Source organism: Aggregatilinea sp. (assembly GCF_036822615.1).
Classification (GTDB): Bacteria; Chloroflexota; Anaerolineae; order Aggregatilineales; family Aggregatilineaceae; genus Aggregatilinea.
The window spans coordinates 1204-14845 of record NZ_DAISHJ010000126.1; the positions used below are offsets into that span (position 1 = coordinate 1204).

General features: G+C 62.5%; 11 protein-coding genes and 1 other RNA gene. 9 read left to right on the top strand and 3 right to left on the bottom strand.

The annotated features are described in order from the left end of the window. Window positions 1–207: 207 nt before the first annotated feature. Window positions 208–590: a transfer-messenger RNA gene (ssrA, locus tag V7116_RS22050) on the top strand. Between the two features lie 161 nt (window positions 591–751). On the opposite strand, the gene V7116_RS22055 is transcribed toward ssrA, so the two are convergent. Together V7116_RS22055 and V7116_RS22060 are read right to left on the bottom strand one after the other, a co-directional pair. Next, complete coding sequence (locus V7116_RS22055; RefSeq protein WP_324394145.1) at window positions 752–1024, bottom strand: hypothetical protein; 273 nt, start codon at window positions 1022–1024, stop codon at window positions 752–754. Between the two features lie 26 nt (window positions 1025–1050). After that, window positions 1051–1767: a cytochrome c biogenesis protein gene (locus V7116_RS22060; protein ID WP_324394146.1), complete on the bottom strand. Its 717-nt coding sequence runs from the start codon at window positions 1765–1767 to the stop codon at window positions 1051–1053. Between the two features lie 230 nt (window positions 1768–1997). On the opposite strand from V7116_RS22060, the gene corA reads away from it, so the two are divergent. The 3 genes from corA to V7116_RS22075 all read left to right on the top strand — a co-directional run bounded on the left by corA (window position 1998) and on the right by V7116_RS22075 (window position 5549). Further along, window positions 1998–2915 (top strand): magnesium/cobalt transporter CorA, encoded by a 918-nt coding sequence (gene corA / locus V7116_RS22065; protein WP_324394147.1) that lies wholly within the window; start codon window positions 1998–2000, stop codon window positions 2913–2915. Further along, window positions 2912–4078 carry a ribonuclease D gene (locus tag V7116_RS22070; protein WP_324394148.1) on the top strand — a complete coding sequence of 389 codons (1167 nt, stop codon included), beginning with the start codon at window positions 2912–2914 and terminating at the stop codon, window positions 4076–4078. Before corA ends, V7116_RS22070 begins: the two co-directional genes overlap by 4 nt. 70 nt (window positions 4079–4148) lie before the next feature. Continuing rightward, window positions 4149–5549, top strand: coding sequence for an MBL fold metallo-hydrolase (locus V7116_RS22075; protein ID WP_324394149.1), 1401 nt, complete (start codon window positions 4149–4151; stop codon window positions 5547–5549). Between the two features lie 73 nt (window positions 5550–5622). Here V7116_RS22075 and V7116_RS22080 read toward each other — a convergent pair whose 3' ends face one another. Beyond that, on the bottom strand, window positions 5623–5886 hold the full coding sequence (locus V7116_RS22080; protein WP_324394150.1) for a hypothetical protein: 264 nt from the start codon (window positions 5884–5886) through the stop codon (window positions 5623–5625). A gap of 316 nt (window positions 5887–6202) precedes the next feature. Here V7116_RS22080 and V7116_RS22085 point away from each other — a divergent pair, with 316 nt between their 5' ends. From V7116_RS22085 to V7116_RS22105, 5 genes are all read left to right on the top strand, one after another. Next, window positions 6203–11794, top strand: coding sequence for a GAF domain-containing protein (locus tag V7116_RS22085; RefSeq protein WP_324394151.1), 5592 nt, complete (start codon window positions 6203–6205; stop codon window positions 11792–11794). Window positions 11795–11960: 166 nt separating this feature from the next. Continuing rightward, window positions 11961–12464, top strand: coding sequence for a translation initiation factor IF-3 (gene infC, locus V7116_RS22090; RefSeq protein ID WP_324394155.1), 504 nt, complete (start codon window positions 11961–11963; stop codon window positions 12462–12464). Between the two features lie 79 nt (window positions 12465–12543). Continuing rightward, window positions 12544–12789, top strand: a complete 246-nt coding sequence (gene rpmI / locus V7116_RS22095; RefSeq protein WP_324394152.1) for a 50S ribosomal protein L35 — start codon at window positions 12544–12546, stop codon at window positions 12787–12789. 44 nt (window positions 12790–12833) lie between these two features. Continuing rightward, window positions 12834–13181 carry a 50S ribosomal protein L20 gene (gene rplT / locus V7116_RS22100; protein ID WP_324394153.1) on the top strand — a complete coding sequence of 116 codons (348 nt, stop codon included), beginning with the start codon at window positions 12834–12836 and terminating at the stop codon, window positions 13179–13181. A 199-nt stretch (window positions 13182–13380) separates the two neighbouring features. Then, window positions 13381–13642: hypothetical protein (locus V7116_RS22105; RefSeq protein ID WP_324394154.1), on the top strand; the 262-nt coding region annotated here is incomplete at its 3' end.

Sequence of the window (13642 nt, forward strand, 5' to 3'; positions counted from 1 at the left end):
AACTGTAGGGGCGGGTTTAAAACCCGCCCGGTTTTTCCGGGATCCCCACGCAACCCTGTTGCGCGGGGTGGCTTCCCCTTCCCTCCGCTTGCGTGGGGAAGGGGCCAGGGGATGGGGGGCTACCAGTGCATAACACGTTCTAATGTACTTTTTAGGGTCGGGGATAGAACGCACGGGCGGAACCTGCTATAATAGTCACAAGTCGAAGGGGGTGACAGGCTTCGACGGGGAAGGTTGTGTACAGATTGCAAGCCGAGGCGCTCTTACCTCGTAAATCCAGAGCACACTAATAAGTGCCAACAACAGCACTCCTCGCCTCGCTTTGGCTGCGTAGTAGCCAAACAGGCACCGATTACCTGCGGGTAATCCGTCTGCCCTGACCGTACCTGTCCGGGCGGCAAGCAGGCGTAACAAATGACAGGGTGCGTCGTCCTCACGCCGATAATGGACGACTAAGACTTATCGGCTAGTGGTTCGGCTTACCCCCGTTGGCTCGGGTTGCCAGCCGCGAATTCAAGGAGCCGACTAAGCTTGTAGACGTTTGTGCGCGAGTTCTTCGGACAAGGGTTCGATTCCCTTCACCTCCACCTCAGCACAACAAAAGCACCGGGATTTGATCGTCCGGTGCTTTTTGTTTGCCTGTTATTCGCTCCCCTTGCCCAAAGCCACGGTTGCGGGCAGCTTTCGCCGGGGGTGAGACTGCTTTTGCGTTGAGCTAACCGCCGCTCGCTAACGGCTAACCGCTGCCTCTCTACGGCTGATCCGGCAGCGTCCGCACGCGCTCCGACGACGGCCCGCTCATGCCCGACTGCCCCGGTGTGGCGCGCTGCGGCAGCACGTCTTCTTCCATCGCCCCCACCGCCGCCTTGACCGAATCCGCCTGCTGTTCGGCCTCGAACTCGGTGAGCAGTTGTTCTTCACGGCGCGCCATCACGTACCGCCAGTACAGCCACGCCACCATCCCGAACAGGATGATTGCCATCGCCGCGTACCCCAAAATCATATATTCTGCGTTATTGCCCATCGGGGCGATCCTTTCCTTGGATTCCACTACATCTCGGCCAACAGGCGCATCTTCCGGCGGGCGATGGTGTCCTGGAGGTTTTCGAGCCGGATGCGGTGCCACATGAGCGTGACGGTGATCACGCCGAACGTGAACAGGTTGAACAGCAGCGTTTCCACGATCTTGGGCGACATATCGAACGTGCCCTCAGGATCGGATTCGCTGGGACCGACTGCGACCGGGTGGATCGTGTCGGGCCGGATGCGGATGATGATGATCGTGAAAAAGACGCTGGCGACCGCGACGATGGCATACACCGCCGAGAACCGCCGCTTGCGCTCCGGGTCTTCGATCCCGGCCCGCAGCATAAGGTAGGCCGCATACGCCAGCCACATGATCGTGACGCTGGTCAGGCGCGGATCCCACGTCCACCACGTATTCCAGATCGGGCGCGCCCACGCCATCCCCGTGACGATGGTAATGGCGGAGAATCCCAGCCCGGTTTCGACGCCCGTCAGGCTCAGCGTGTCCCACTTAGGATTGCGCGTGCGGAGGTACAGGCCGCCGCCCAGCATGGCCGCGCCGAATCCGATGAACGCCCCCAGGAAGGAGCCTAAGTGAACGTAAAAGATGCGCTGCGCTTCACCTTGTTTGGCTTCTGGTCCCACGTAGAAGAAGTCCATCAGCAGGGCCACTACGAACAGGATCGCCGCGGCGAAAGTAAGAGCGCGGAGTATTCGGGTGCGTTGCTCGGAATAAACCATACGTCGTTCGCTCCTCGACACATGAGTCAGATCCGTATTTTAAGAGTATACCCAATTAATATCATATTTTTCCTCTCTATCGCCACGACTTGCCCCCATCTGCCGCCATATTGCTATCTACGGCCCGTTTTGCCCGGACGGTTTCATCCGCGGCGCACACGCCCCGCCGCGATCCGCGCATTTTGGGGCGGGCTTGCCGGGAAGCGATCCGCACGCGATAATGGGGGGCTATGGCGATCCAGACCATTCACTATGGCCGCGTGGCGTGGACGAATATCGAGCATGTCACTCCCGAGGATATGCAGCTCCTCCGAGAGACCTACCCGCATTTCCACCCGCTGGACCTCGAAGACTTGCAGAGCCGCATCGAACGTCCGAAGCTGGACGAATACGACGACTATCTGTTTGTCGTGATGCACTTCCCGCTTTGGGATCCCGTGCAGCGCGTCAGCCGGGCGTCGGAAGTGGATATGTTCGTCGGCAGCGGCTACCTCGTCACCGTCAGCGACGGATCGCTGAAACCGCTGCGGCACATGTTCGAGCAGTGCGAAGCCAACCCTGAAATGCGCGAGCAGCTTCTGGGGCGGGGCGGCAGTAAGACGTTTTACGCGGTCATCGACCGGCTGGTGGACTATATCTTCCCCATCCTCTACAAAGTCGATGCCAACATCCGCGAGCTTGAGGAAGAGATCTTCACCGAAGACTCGCGGCACATCATCCAGGACCTGTCATTCATCCGGCGCGACATCCTCGCGCTGCGGCGCATCATCCGCCCGCAGATCCTGCTGCTCGAAAACCTGGAAAAAGTGGATCGCCCCTTCATCCGCGAGGAACTCGACGTCTACTTTGGCGACATCCAGGACCACCTCGTCAAAGGTGCGGATATTGTCGAGGAGCACCTCGAAATCATCAACGGGCTGTCGGATACGGCCAACACCCTGGTCACGTACCGGCTGAACGAAGTGATGCGCATCCTGACCGTCATTTCCGTGCTGATGCTGCCGCTGACTCTGATCAGCGGCATCTACGGCATGAATGTGGATCTGCCGTTCCAGCGAACGGCGCTGAGTTTTGAGATAGTGATAGGACTGATGTTTGTGATTGCGACCGGAATGCTTGCCTATTTCCGTCATCGGGGGTGGTTGTGAAAGCGAACCCGCCTAGTTTCCCGCCTGCTGAGATCATCCGCCATTCATCCGATTTGCGCAGTCTGGTCGATCGGCTGCGCGGGGAACCCCTCATCGGAGTGGATACCGAATCCAACAGCCTGTACGCCTACTACGAGCAGGTGTGCCTCGTACAGCTTTCGACCCGCGAGCACGACTACATCATCGACCCGCTGGCCGTGGACGACATGAGTCCGCTGGGCGAGCTGTTGGCCGATCCTGCCGTCGAAACGGTGTTTCACGCGGCTGAATACGACATCATGACGATGAAGCGCGACTTCAACTTTGAGTTCGCCAACATCTTCGACACGATGATCGCCGCGCGCATCTGCGGCTGGGACCAGTTCGGCCTCGGCAGCATTCTCGAAAGCCATTTTGGCATTCGTGCCGAAAAACGCTTCCAGCAGGCCGATTGGGCCGTGCGTCCGCTGCCTGCCGAACAGCTCGTCTACGCGCAGATGGACACGCACTACCTGCCGGATCTGCGCGACGTGCTGCTGAACCAGCTCACGGCGAAGAACCACCTGGAAGAAGCGCAGGAGACGTTCGCGGCGCTGCCCGAACTGCCCGCTGCGCGGCAGTCCTTCGATCCCGAAGGCTACTGGCGCATGGGCCACGCGCGCACGCTCAACCGCGCCCAGATGGGCCTCGTGCGCGAGCTGTACCTGCTGCGCGACGACATCGCCCGCCGCCGCGATCTGCCGCCGTTCAAGATTTTCAACGACAGCGCCCTGGTCCAGATCGCGTTGCTCGATCCGCGCCGCGTGGAGGATCTGCAAAACGCGAAGGGCCTGTCCTTCGATCGCGCCCGGCGTTATGGCGATCAGATCATCGAGGCGGTTGGGCGCGGACGTGCCGCGCCGCCGCCAGAGCCGCCCGCCCGCAAGCCGCAGCCCGATCCCGACGTGCAGATGCGCTACGACGCGCTGCGCGCTTGGCGCAAGGAACGCGCGGCCCGGCGCGGCGTCGAATCGGACGTGATCGTCCCGCGCGAATCGCTGTGGGCGCTGGCGAAGAATCCCCCGGCCAGCCTCGACGGGCTGGAGCAGGTCCCCGGCCTGGGGCCCTGGCGGCGCGCGCAGTATGGCCGCGAGCTGTTGGACGTGCTGTCGCGGACCGCGAACGGCGACGACTCGGACGAGTAGTGCGCGTTGGCGATCCGTTTCACTGGGTGAGTGTGTTTAACTGGAGTCGGCTGGGCGAGGAGGCGGACACATGAGGATCACTTTTCACGGTGCGGCGCGTACGGTGACGGGGTCGCAGCACCTGATCGAGGTGAACGGCAAGCGCATTCTGCTCGACTGTGGGCTGTACCAGGGCAAGCGCGACGAAGCACGCGAGCGCAACCGCCACCTGCCGTTCGATCCGGGCAAAGTGGACGTGATGGTGCTTAGCCATGCCCACATCGACCACAGTGGCAACATTCCCAATCTGGTTCAGGCCGGGTTCCGGGGCGATATCGTGTGCACTTTCGCCACGCGCGACCTGTGTTCCACCATGCTGATGGACAGCGGCTACATTCAGGAAAAAGACGCCGATTTCGTCAACAAGAAGCGCGCGGCCAAGGGCGAACCGCCCGTCGAGCCGATCTATACCATCGCGGACGTGGTGAACTGCCTCGAAAACTTCCGCGCCATCGGCTATCACCGCCCCTCGGAGATTCTGCCCGGCGTGACCGTCACCTTCTGCGACGCGGGCCACATGCTCGGCAGCGCCATCGTCGTGCTCGACATCGAGGATCGGGAAGCGGGCCGCGACGTGCGCGTGGTCTTCAGTGGCGACTTGGGTCGCAAGGGCATCCCGATCATCCGCGACCCTGAGACGGTCGATTACGCCGACGTGCTGCTGCTCGAAAGCACCTACGGCAACCGCCTGCACGAGCCGGTCGAAGACGCCGAAAAGAAGCTGCAAGAGGTCGTACAGCGCACCTACCGGCGCGGCGGCGCGGTGATCATCCCCGCCTTTGCCGTGGGCCGCACGCAGCAGTTAGTCTATTCGCTGCACCGCATGACGGTTGACGGGCGCATCCCGCCCATGCCGATCTACGTGGACAGCCCGCTCGCCATCGACTCGACCTCCGTCTTCCGGCTGCACCCGGAGGCGTTCGACGAGGAAATCCGCGCCTTCATGCTCGAAGAGGGCGATCCGTTCGGTTTCGCCGGGCTGCGCTATACGCGTTCGGTCGAGCAGAGCAAAGAACTCAACACGCTGCGCCAGCCGTTTATCGTCATCAGCGCCAGCGGCATGGCTGAAACGGGGCGCATCCTGCACCACCTGCGCAACCGCGTCACCGATCCCGCCAACACCGTGCTGATCACGGGCTGGCAGGCGCCCGATACGCTGGGACGTCGTTTTGTCGAGGGCGCGAAGACGGTGCGCATCTTCGGGGAGGAATATCCCGTGCGCGCCGAGGTGGACGTGATCAACGGCTTTTCAGGCCATGCCGATCGTAATGAATTGGTCGCGTGGGCGCAGGCCATCAGCAAGAGGCCGCAGCGTACCTTTTTGGTGCACGGCGAGCCGGACGCGGCACAGGGATTGGCCGAGAGCCTGCGTACCGAAGCGGGCTACGAGCAGATCGATATCCCCGAGCTGCATCAGGCGTTCACGATCTGACGCGCGCGAGCGTGCTCATGGTATTCGATTCGTCGGGGCGGGCCATAAACCCGCCTCGTGTTGTTTCTCCGGCTCAAAACGGGATCATGACTGTTGATGCCTGTTCTGAGATGAGATCGCTCCACGAGACCGCGTCGAACGACCCGCGCTCAAGGCGTGCTTTCAACATACGATCGATCTCGTCGAAGGATGTCCACCATTTCGCGGTCACGTCGCCGCATTCTGTGCAGATATTTACCTTCAGGTTCAAGACGCGCACAGGGTGTCCGTCGATGATCCGCTCTATATCTCGCTGCTCGGTTTTGGTTTTGCCTCCACACACAGCACACTTCGCCATAATCGCCGCCTTCCAGGCTATTTTCCTGTTACTTTGATTATATGCGAAAAATCTGTCGGGAATCCGCCCTCAGAGAAAGTCCACTTTGAGGTGACCGGCGCTGAGAGCGGACGGTTGACACGACACTGCGTCTGTGCTCGTGTTTGTGAAGGAACGATGAATAATTCGCAACTGGCATTTAACCTTCTGATACAGTGGTTATAATAAAGTATGAGCAGTAACTCGATGCGGTCACATGGGGCCTGTGCTGATCGAGTCATTGGGCCGGAAAACGTTTCGATACCCCACAAAACTCAGCCGTGTGAGGAACTCGTTTGTGAAGACGACCAGACCTGCGGGCCTATTCCGGTCTCTGCTGACCACGTTGCAGTCGCTCTATAACCCGGATAACCTCCCCGGCGCAGGGTCTTCCGCTTACGCTCTCTGGCTGCAAAACCTTCTCATTTTCGCGCTGATCCCCCTGGGCTACGTGCTCGCCCTGTTGACCAACTACCATCGCGGCGATCCGTGGCGCAGCCCGGAACTGCTGAGCGTGGTGGTGGTGTCGTTTGCCGCCTGGACAGCGTGGCGGCTCAACCGTAAGGGCCATTATCAGGCGGGGTCTCTGATCCTGATTCTGACGGCCTCTCTGGTCATCATCGGGCTTGCGTACGAGCGCCGCGACCTGACTCTGCTGCACTACCTCCTGTTGGCCGAGAGTGTCGGTGTCCTGTTTCTGAGCCGCCGCCTGCTGATCGAGAGCACGCTGCTGGTTATCCTGCTGACGCTCGTGGTGCTGCCGCTGGCCGTGCCCCAGTGGTCCATGAGCGATCTGGTGGTGCACAGCCTGGGATTTGTCTTGTTCGGTCTGGCGATGATCGGGCTGATCGTTCACTACTACCGGACCGTCGAGCACGAGCGCCAGCTCCGCCTGATCGACAGCGAAGCGAAGTATCGCCATCTAGTCGAGCATTCCCCGATGGGCCTGCTCGTGTATGTGGATAACAAGATCGTCTACGCCAATTCCCCTGCGCTCAAGATCATCGGGGCCAGCAGCCTGCGCGACATCCTCGGGATGCGCCCCGAAAGCCTGATCCGCCCGGGCCAGTCCGACGTGCTCCAACTGCGCGCGCAGAACCTGGAAAGCAGCGTGCCTATCGCGCCGATCCAGGAACAGATCGTGCGGTTGGATGGCGCGCTGCGCGATGTCGAGGTCGTGCTCTTTCGCGCGCCGTTCGAGGGCCGCTCGTCGGTCCAGGTGCTCCTGCGCGACATCACCCCGCAGCGCACGACGGAATCCGCACTGTACCAGAGCGAAGCCCGTATGCGGGCGCTGCTCAGCGCCATTCCCGACCTGATGTTCCGCTTCAGCCGCTTTGGGGTGTTCCTCGACTACAAGCCGACGGAATGGAATCTGTACGCCCAGCCGGAGGAATTTCTGGGCCAGCACGTCCGCGACGTGCTGCCGCTGCCGCTGGCGGATCGCGTGTCCGAGGCGATTAACAGCGCGCTGGCGACGGGCGAAACGCAGATCTTCACCTACCAACTGGTTGGGATTGCGGGCATCACGGACTACGAGGCGCGCATGGTCCCCAGCGGGGCGGATGAGGTCACGGCCATCGTCCGCAACATCACCCACGCCAAGCGGGCGGAAGAAGCGCTGCACCGCCGCGACGTGATCCTGGGGGTGCTGGCCAACGCCAGCGAGCGGCTGCTTCAGTCGGCCTCGCTCGATTCCGTCCTGCCCGATGTGCTGGCGCAGTTGGGCGCCGCCGTGCCCGACAGCCGCGTGTTCATTTTTGAGAACGAGCGCGACGCGGAAGGGCAGTTGAGCATGCGGCGGCGCGGCGAGTGGGTCGCGCCGGGCATCCGGGACCACATATCCAGCGCGGCGCGCTTCGCTTACGATGACGGATTCTCGCGCTGGGCCGAGCAGTTGGGCCAGGGGCAGATCCTCTCCGGTATGGTGCGCGACTGTCCCCCGCAGGAACGCGCGCGCCTGGAAGCCTACGATGTGGTCTCCTTCGTTGTGGTCCCCATTTTTACGGGCAGCGAATGGTGGGGCTTCCTGGGGATCGACAACTGCGCCTCGCAGCACGAATGGATGCCGATCGAGGTGGAAGCGCTGCGTAACCTCGCCGGGACGCTCGGCGCGGCGATCGTGCGCCAGCGCGCCGAAATCACCGGACGCGAGCAGCGCCAGGTGATCGAGGCCCTGCGCGATACGGCGGAAGTCATCGGCAGCAGCCTCCAACTGGGCGAAGTCCTGGGGCATATCCTGGCGAGCCTGGCGAAAGTGGTCGAGCACGACGCGGCGAACATCGTGCTGTTCGACGGCAAGCGGGCGCATCTGGCCCGCAGCGTGGGCTATGGCAGCGAGGTCACCGAGGACCACATCGTCGAGTTGGTTGCGGCCTCGCCTTGTGTCCGGCAGATCCAGGCCCACGCGCCGATGCTGGTGTCGGACATGCACGAATTCGGCGCGCCGGTCGCGCGGTCGGACCTGATGGGCTGGGTGCGCTCGCACCTCTCCGTGCCCATCGAATTGGGCGCGGACGTGATCGGCATGCTGACGATCGACGCCCGGCGGCCCAACTGTTACGGCGTAGCGCATATCGAGCGCATGCAAACGTTTGCCGCGCAGTCGGCCACCGCCATCCGCAACGCGCAGCTTTACGATCAGGTACAGCGCCATGCCCGCGAGCTGGAAACGCTGCGCGCCATGATGCTGAAGATCGGTCCGGTGCTCGATCTGGACCCGCTGCTGAAGACGCTCGTGTCCGATATGCTGCACCTGCTGCGGGCCGATCGCGGCGGCATCTACCTGTACGCGCCCGAAACCGAGATCCTTCACTGGCGGGTGGGCGTGGGGTTTGACGACGTGGATCCCGGGTTCACCGTCGCGCGGGGGCACGGGCTGGCGGGCGGGGTGCTGGTGACGAACGACGTCGAGATCGTCAACGATTTTTCGCAGTGGCAGGGCCAGCGTCTATCGACCTGGAATTATGACGGCCTCAGCGCCATCGCCGTGCCCATCACCTACCAGGATCAGGCGATCGGCGTATTCCTGGCCGCGTCGGAGCAGGCGTGGCGCACGTTCGGGGAACACGACGCGCGCCTGATGCGTCTGTTCGCTAACCAGACGGCGGTCGCCATCCAGACGGCGCAGTTATTCCAGGCAGAGCGCGAGCAGCGGCGGCTGTCCGAAGCCATGCGCGATCTGGCTGCGGCGTTGGGCAACGCGCTTGAGATGGACGAAGTATTCAGCCGCATGGCGGAAACCGTCCATGAGCTGATCGACTACGATTTCATCAGCATCATGCTGGTTCAGGATGGCCTGAGCCGCTCGATGTTCCATCGCGGGCTGGAAACACTTGGCCCTGAGGTGCACGAGTGGCTGAGTACCACGCGCTTCACGGGCGATACGTACCCGCCCCTGCGCATCATCGTGGAGCAGGGCGAGCCCTACATGATCGAGGATGTGGGCAATCTCGCCTGGGGCTGGGAGTCGGTGGTTGGCGAGGGCTGGAGCGGCTCGTACATGGCCGTGCCCATGCAGATCGAAAACCGCACAGTCGGCATTGTCAACCTCGCCACCCATGTCGAAAAAGCCTATACGCCCACGCAGGCCGGGTGGCTGCGGGCCTTCGCCAATCAGGCCGCGATTGCGATGGACAACACCCGCCTCTATGCGGAGTTGAGCCGCCATGCCGAAGAAATGGCCGTGCTGCATCGCGGCACGACCTTCCTCTTTACCTCGCTCTCGTCCTCGGCGGAACTCAAGGACGTGGGCGCGCAGATCGCCCAGACCATCGCGGACGAGTTCGGCGGCGTCGGCTGCGCGGTGTTCCTCATCGATCGGGATACCGGCCAGTACGTCCGCCTGGGCCGCGCGGGCAGCGATCATCTGCGTGTCGCCACTGCGGATCGGCTCAATCACGGATCGGCGCTGTCCGAGGCGGTCGAGACCGGCGCGACGGTTTACATGCCCGAGCTGGTGCCCACACGATCCCGTTTGTCGGGCAGCAAGGCGCTCACCCGCTCGGAGCTGGTGATCCCGCTGAAAACCGCTACGGGGCTGGTGGGCGTTCTGGATCTGCAAAGCGCCGAGCCGCACGCGTTCTCCGATCAGGATCGTTCGATCCTCGGGGCGTTTGCCGAGCGGGTCGCGGTCGTGCTGGAAAACCGCCAGCTCTATGACGAGATCCGCCGCTATACGGACGAGCTTGAGCAGCGCGTGAAGGCTCGCACGGTGGACCTCAGCGTACGCAACGCCGTAGCGCAGACCCTCAGCAGTTCGCTGGACGTCTCCGAAATGCTCAACGGCGTGCTGAAGACGGCGGTCGAGCAGCTCAGCGTCATGGGCGGCGCGATCTACCTGCTCGCGGCGGATGCGGAGACGCTGAGTCTCGCCGCGTACTACGGCATTTCGGAAGACGATCTCGCCCTGGTGACGGGCATCCTGCCCGGCAAGCCGGATCTGTCGCCCATCGAGCAGCCCTCCGGCGATGTGGACATCACGCAGGAGACGGGCGTTTCGGCGGTGATGAGCGTGCCCATCTGGCGCAAGGATCACATTCAGGGCATCATCACGCTCGTCAACGACCAGCCGCGCCCGTGGCGCACCGAAGAGACGCACATGCTCGACGCCATCGGGCGGCAGATCGGCGTGGCGCTGGCGAACGCGGCCCTGTATGCGGAAGCGGTGCGCGGCGAGGCGCACGTCCGCACGATTCTGCGCAGCGTGGCCGATGGCTTGCTGGTGTTTGATCCCGCGGGCAACCTGATCCTGATGAATCCCGCCGCCGAGGAATTATTCGCGTTTTATCCGGCCCGGTTTGGCGGTCCGCAGGATGCGGCGCGGCGGTTGATGGCGTGGTTCCAATCGACCCGGCCCGACACGCCCGGCCCGGTGAACGTCGAGTTTGCGCTGCCGGTCGAGCCGCTGGTGGGCGAGGGCGGCATGCACGAGCAGTGCCTGTTGGAGCACTGCGCCGGTGCGTCGCGTCAAAACCCGGCCTGGCCGTGCTGGCTCCAGGTGATGTGGCGTCGAGACAGCAGCATGCCGGCCTGCCCGGTCATATCGCGGCTGCCGCAGCGCTCGATCCAGGCGCACAGCGCCGACGTCCGCGACAGCGACGGCGCGGACCTGGGTACGGTGATCGTGCTGCACGACGTGACGTACTTCCGCGAGCTGGACGAGCTGAAGGGCCGCTTCGTCTCCACCGTGTCGCACGAGCTGCGCACGCCGCTGTCGGCGATTTTGCTCCAGGTGAGCACGCTCCTGAAATATTACACGCGCTTCGAAGACGAAGAGCGCCAGGAAATGCTGGCCGATATCGAGCAGCAGGCGCACGTCCTGCGCGAGCTGATCGAAGACATCCTTGAGCTGTCTCGCTTCGATTCCAAGCGGACCACGCTGCAAAAACGCTGGATCGACCTCTCCGAGCTGTACCGCAGCGTGCTGTCTACGCTGCGCCCGGTGAGCGACGACAAGGCACTTACGATCGTGTTGGACGGCTTCGAGGAAGGCTGCTTCGTCGAAGGGGACGTGCACCAACTGGAGCGCGTGTTCCGCAATCTGGTGAGCAACGCGATCAAATACACGCCCGAACGGGGCGCGATCACGATCGACCTGGGGCGGGTGGATGGTGAGGTGCAGTTGGCGGTCACGGATACCGGCATCGGCATTGCGCCCGACGAGCAGCCCTACGTCTTCGACCGCTTCTTCCGCGCCCGCACGGCGACGCGTATCGCGTCCGGCACGGGGCTGGGGCTGTCGATCGTCAAAGAGATCGTGGACCTGCACGGAGGCCGCGTCGAGCTGTCGAGCGAGTTGGGAGTGGGCAGCACGTTCACCGTTACGATCCCCGTCGGCCAGCCTGTCGGGGCCGGTGCGCCCGGCATTTCATCCCCCACGCTGTCCTGACGGTCCTGCGGCGGTCTTAACGAGCGGAAAAAACGTCCCTGGCCGCCCGGATGACGGTTGACGAAACGCTGTCGCTATGATAAACTCCTGCCACAACCAGCAAAGAGTACCTTCCGATATATAAGAGAAATCAGAGGTTAGGACCATCAGCACCAGCGAATACCGGATCAACGAACGGATACGAGCACGCGAGGTTCGCGTTATTACCGATCAGAACGAGAACCTGGGCGTAATATCCATTCAAGAAGCCTTGCGGATTGCCGGCGAGCGTGGATTGGATCTGGTTGAAGTCGCACCGAACGCAAACCCTCCGGTTTGCAAGGTGATGGATTTCGGCAAGTTCCAGTACGAGCGCGCTAAAAAAGAGCGCGAAGCGCGCAAGCTGCAGAAAACGATTGAAGTCAAGGAAATCCGGTTACGGCCCAAGACGGATGACCATCACCGGTCGTTTAAGGTGCGCGATGCTCGCCGCTGGCTGGAAGAGGGTATGAAGGTCAAGGTGCGGATTCGCTTCCGTGGCCGCGAGATCACCTACCCGGAAATTGCGCGCGACATGCTGCGCGAAGTGGCCGAAGAACTGGATGATATTGCCGTCGTAGAGCAGTCTCCGAATATGGAGGGGCGAACCATGCTCATGGTCCTCGCGCCCAACACGGAGAAGAAGAAATAAGCGCTCGCGCTTGGCAAAACTGACGGTTCACTGCGCCGCACTGATGTGCGGTGCTCATGTGTTTATAGGGAGTACGTTCGTGGCGAAGAAGCAAAAGAAATTCAAGCTGAAGACCTATAAGGCGGCTGCCAAGCGCTTTACGATCACCGGCACGGGCAAGGTGATGCGGACCAAGGGCGGCAAGAGCCACCTGCGCCGTCGCCGCTCGGCTCGCGCCAAGAGCCAGTATGCGGAGATGCATGAAGTTGCAACCTCCACCGAGGCAAAGCGCGTCAAGCGGCTGGCCCCCTATCTGTCAAAGTACAAGCAGAATCCCCCGGCCTAACGCGGCTGCGTCTGCCGGGTAACAGGAACTAAGGAGCAAAAGCAATGGCTCGTGTAAAGGGTGGCGTGGTGACTCGCCGTCGCCATAAGAAAATTTTGAATATGACCAAGGGACAGTGGGGCACGAAGCACCGCCTGTTCCGCCGCGCCAACGAAGCGATGATGAAGAGCGAGTGGTACGCCTACCGCGACCGCCGCGTCCGTCGCCGCGACCTGCGCCGTCTGTGGATTGCGCGCATCAACGCGGCTGCTCGCCTCAATGGCACGACTTACAGCCGCCTGATTCACGCGCTGAAGCAGTCGAACATCGAGTTGGATCGTAAGGTCTTGGCAGACATCGCTGTGCGCGACGCGGCAGCCTTCTCCAAGATCGTGGCGGTTGCCCAGCAGTAACCCGCCCGTTCCACCGGCATAAAAATGTGAAACCGGCCTCTCCCTGTGAGTACTGCCGGTTTTTCATTTTACCGTGAGGCCGCAGGCGGTTATGCCCTGACATGTTTTTCTCCCTTCTCCAACTTGATTGGAGAGGGGCCGGGGGTGAGGTAAATTCCTCCCCGCACCATCCATCCTGTTCCGCGTTTTGAGGTGAGCCATGCCCCGCGCCCGCATCGGGTTACGTGAGCGTTCGCAAGCCATCATCCTGTTGTACCGGCTGCCCGCGCCCCTGCTGCATCCGCTGGCGGTGCTCTATGCGCTGGTGGGCGGCGCGGCAGTGGGCATCGGCACGGGCATGGCGCTGATCGTGGCGGGCGTGATCGGCCCCCATACCGGTCCGTGGGCGCTGCGGCTGGTGATGGTGGGTGCGAGCGTGGTGGGCGCGGCCCTGCTGTACGGCCTCGTGTACCTGCCCGGCG

What these genes read in the sequence shown, in the direction of transcription:
- V7116_RS22055 (WP_324394145.1), bottom strand. Translation starts at nt 1,024, where the DNA reads ATGGGCAATAACGCAGAATATATGATTTTGGGGTACGCGGCGATGGCA.
- V7116_RS22060 (WP_324394146.1), bottom strand. Translation starts at nt 1,767, where the DNA reads ATGGTTTATTCCGAGCAACGCACCCGAATACTCCGCGCTCTTACTTTC.
- corA (WP_324394147.1), top strand. Translation starts at nt 1,998, where the DNA reads ATGGCGATCCAGACCATTCACTATGGCCGCGTGGCGTGGACGAATATC.
- V7116_RS22075 (WP_324394149.1), top strand. Translation starts at nt 4,149, where the DNA reads ATGAGGATCACTTTTCACGGTGCGGCGCGTACGGTGACGGGGTCGCAG.
- V7116_RS22080 (WP_324394150.1), bottom strand. Translation starts at nt 5,886, where the DNA reads ATGGCGAAGTGTGCTGTGTGTGGAGGCAAAACCAAAACCGAGCAGCGA.
- rplT (WP_324394153.1), top strand. Translation starts at nt 12,834, where the DNA reads ATGGCTCGTGTAAAGGGTGGCGTGGTGACTCGCCGTCGCCATAAGAAA.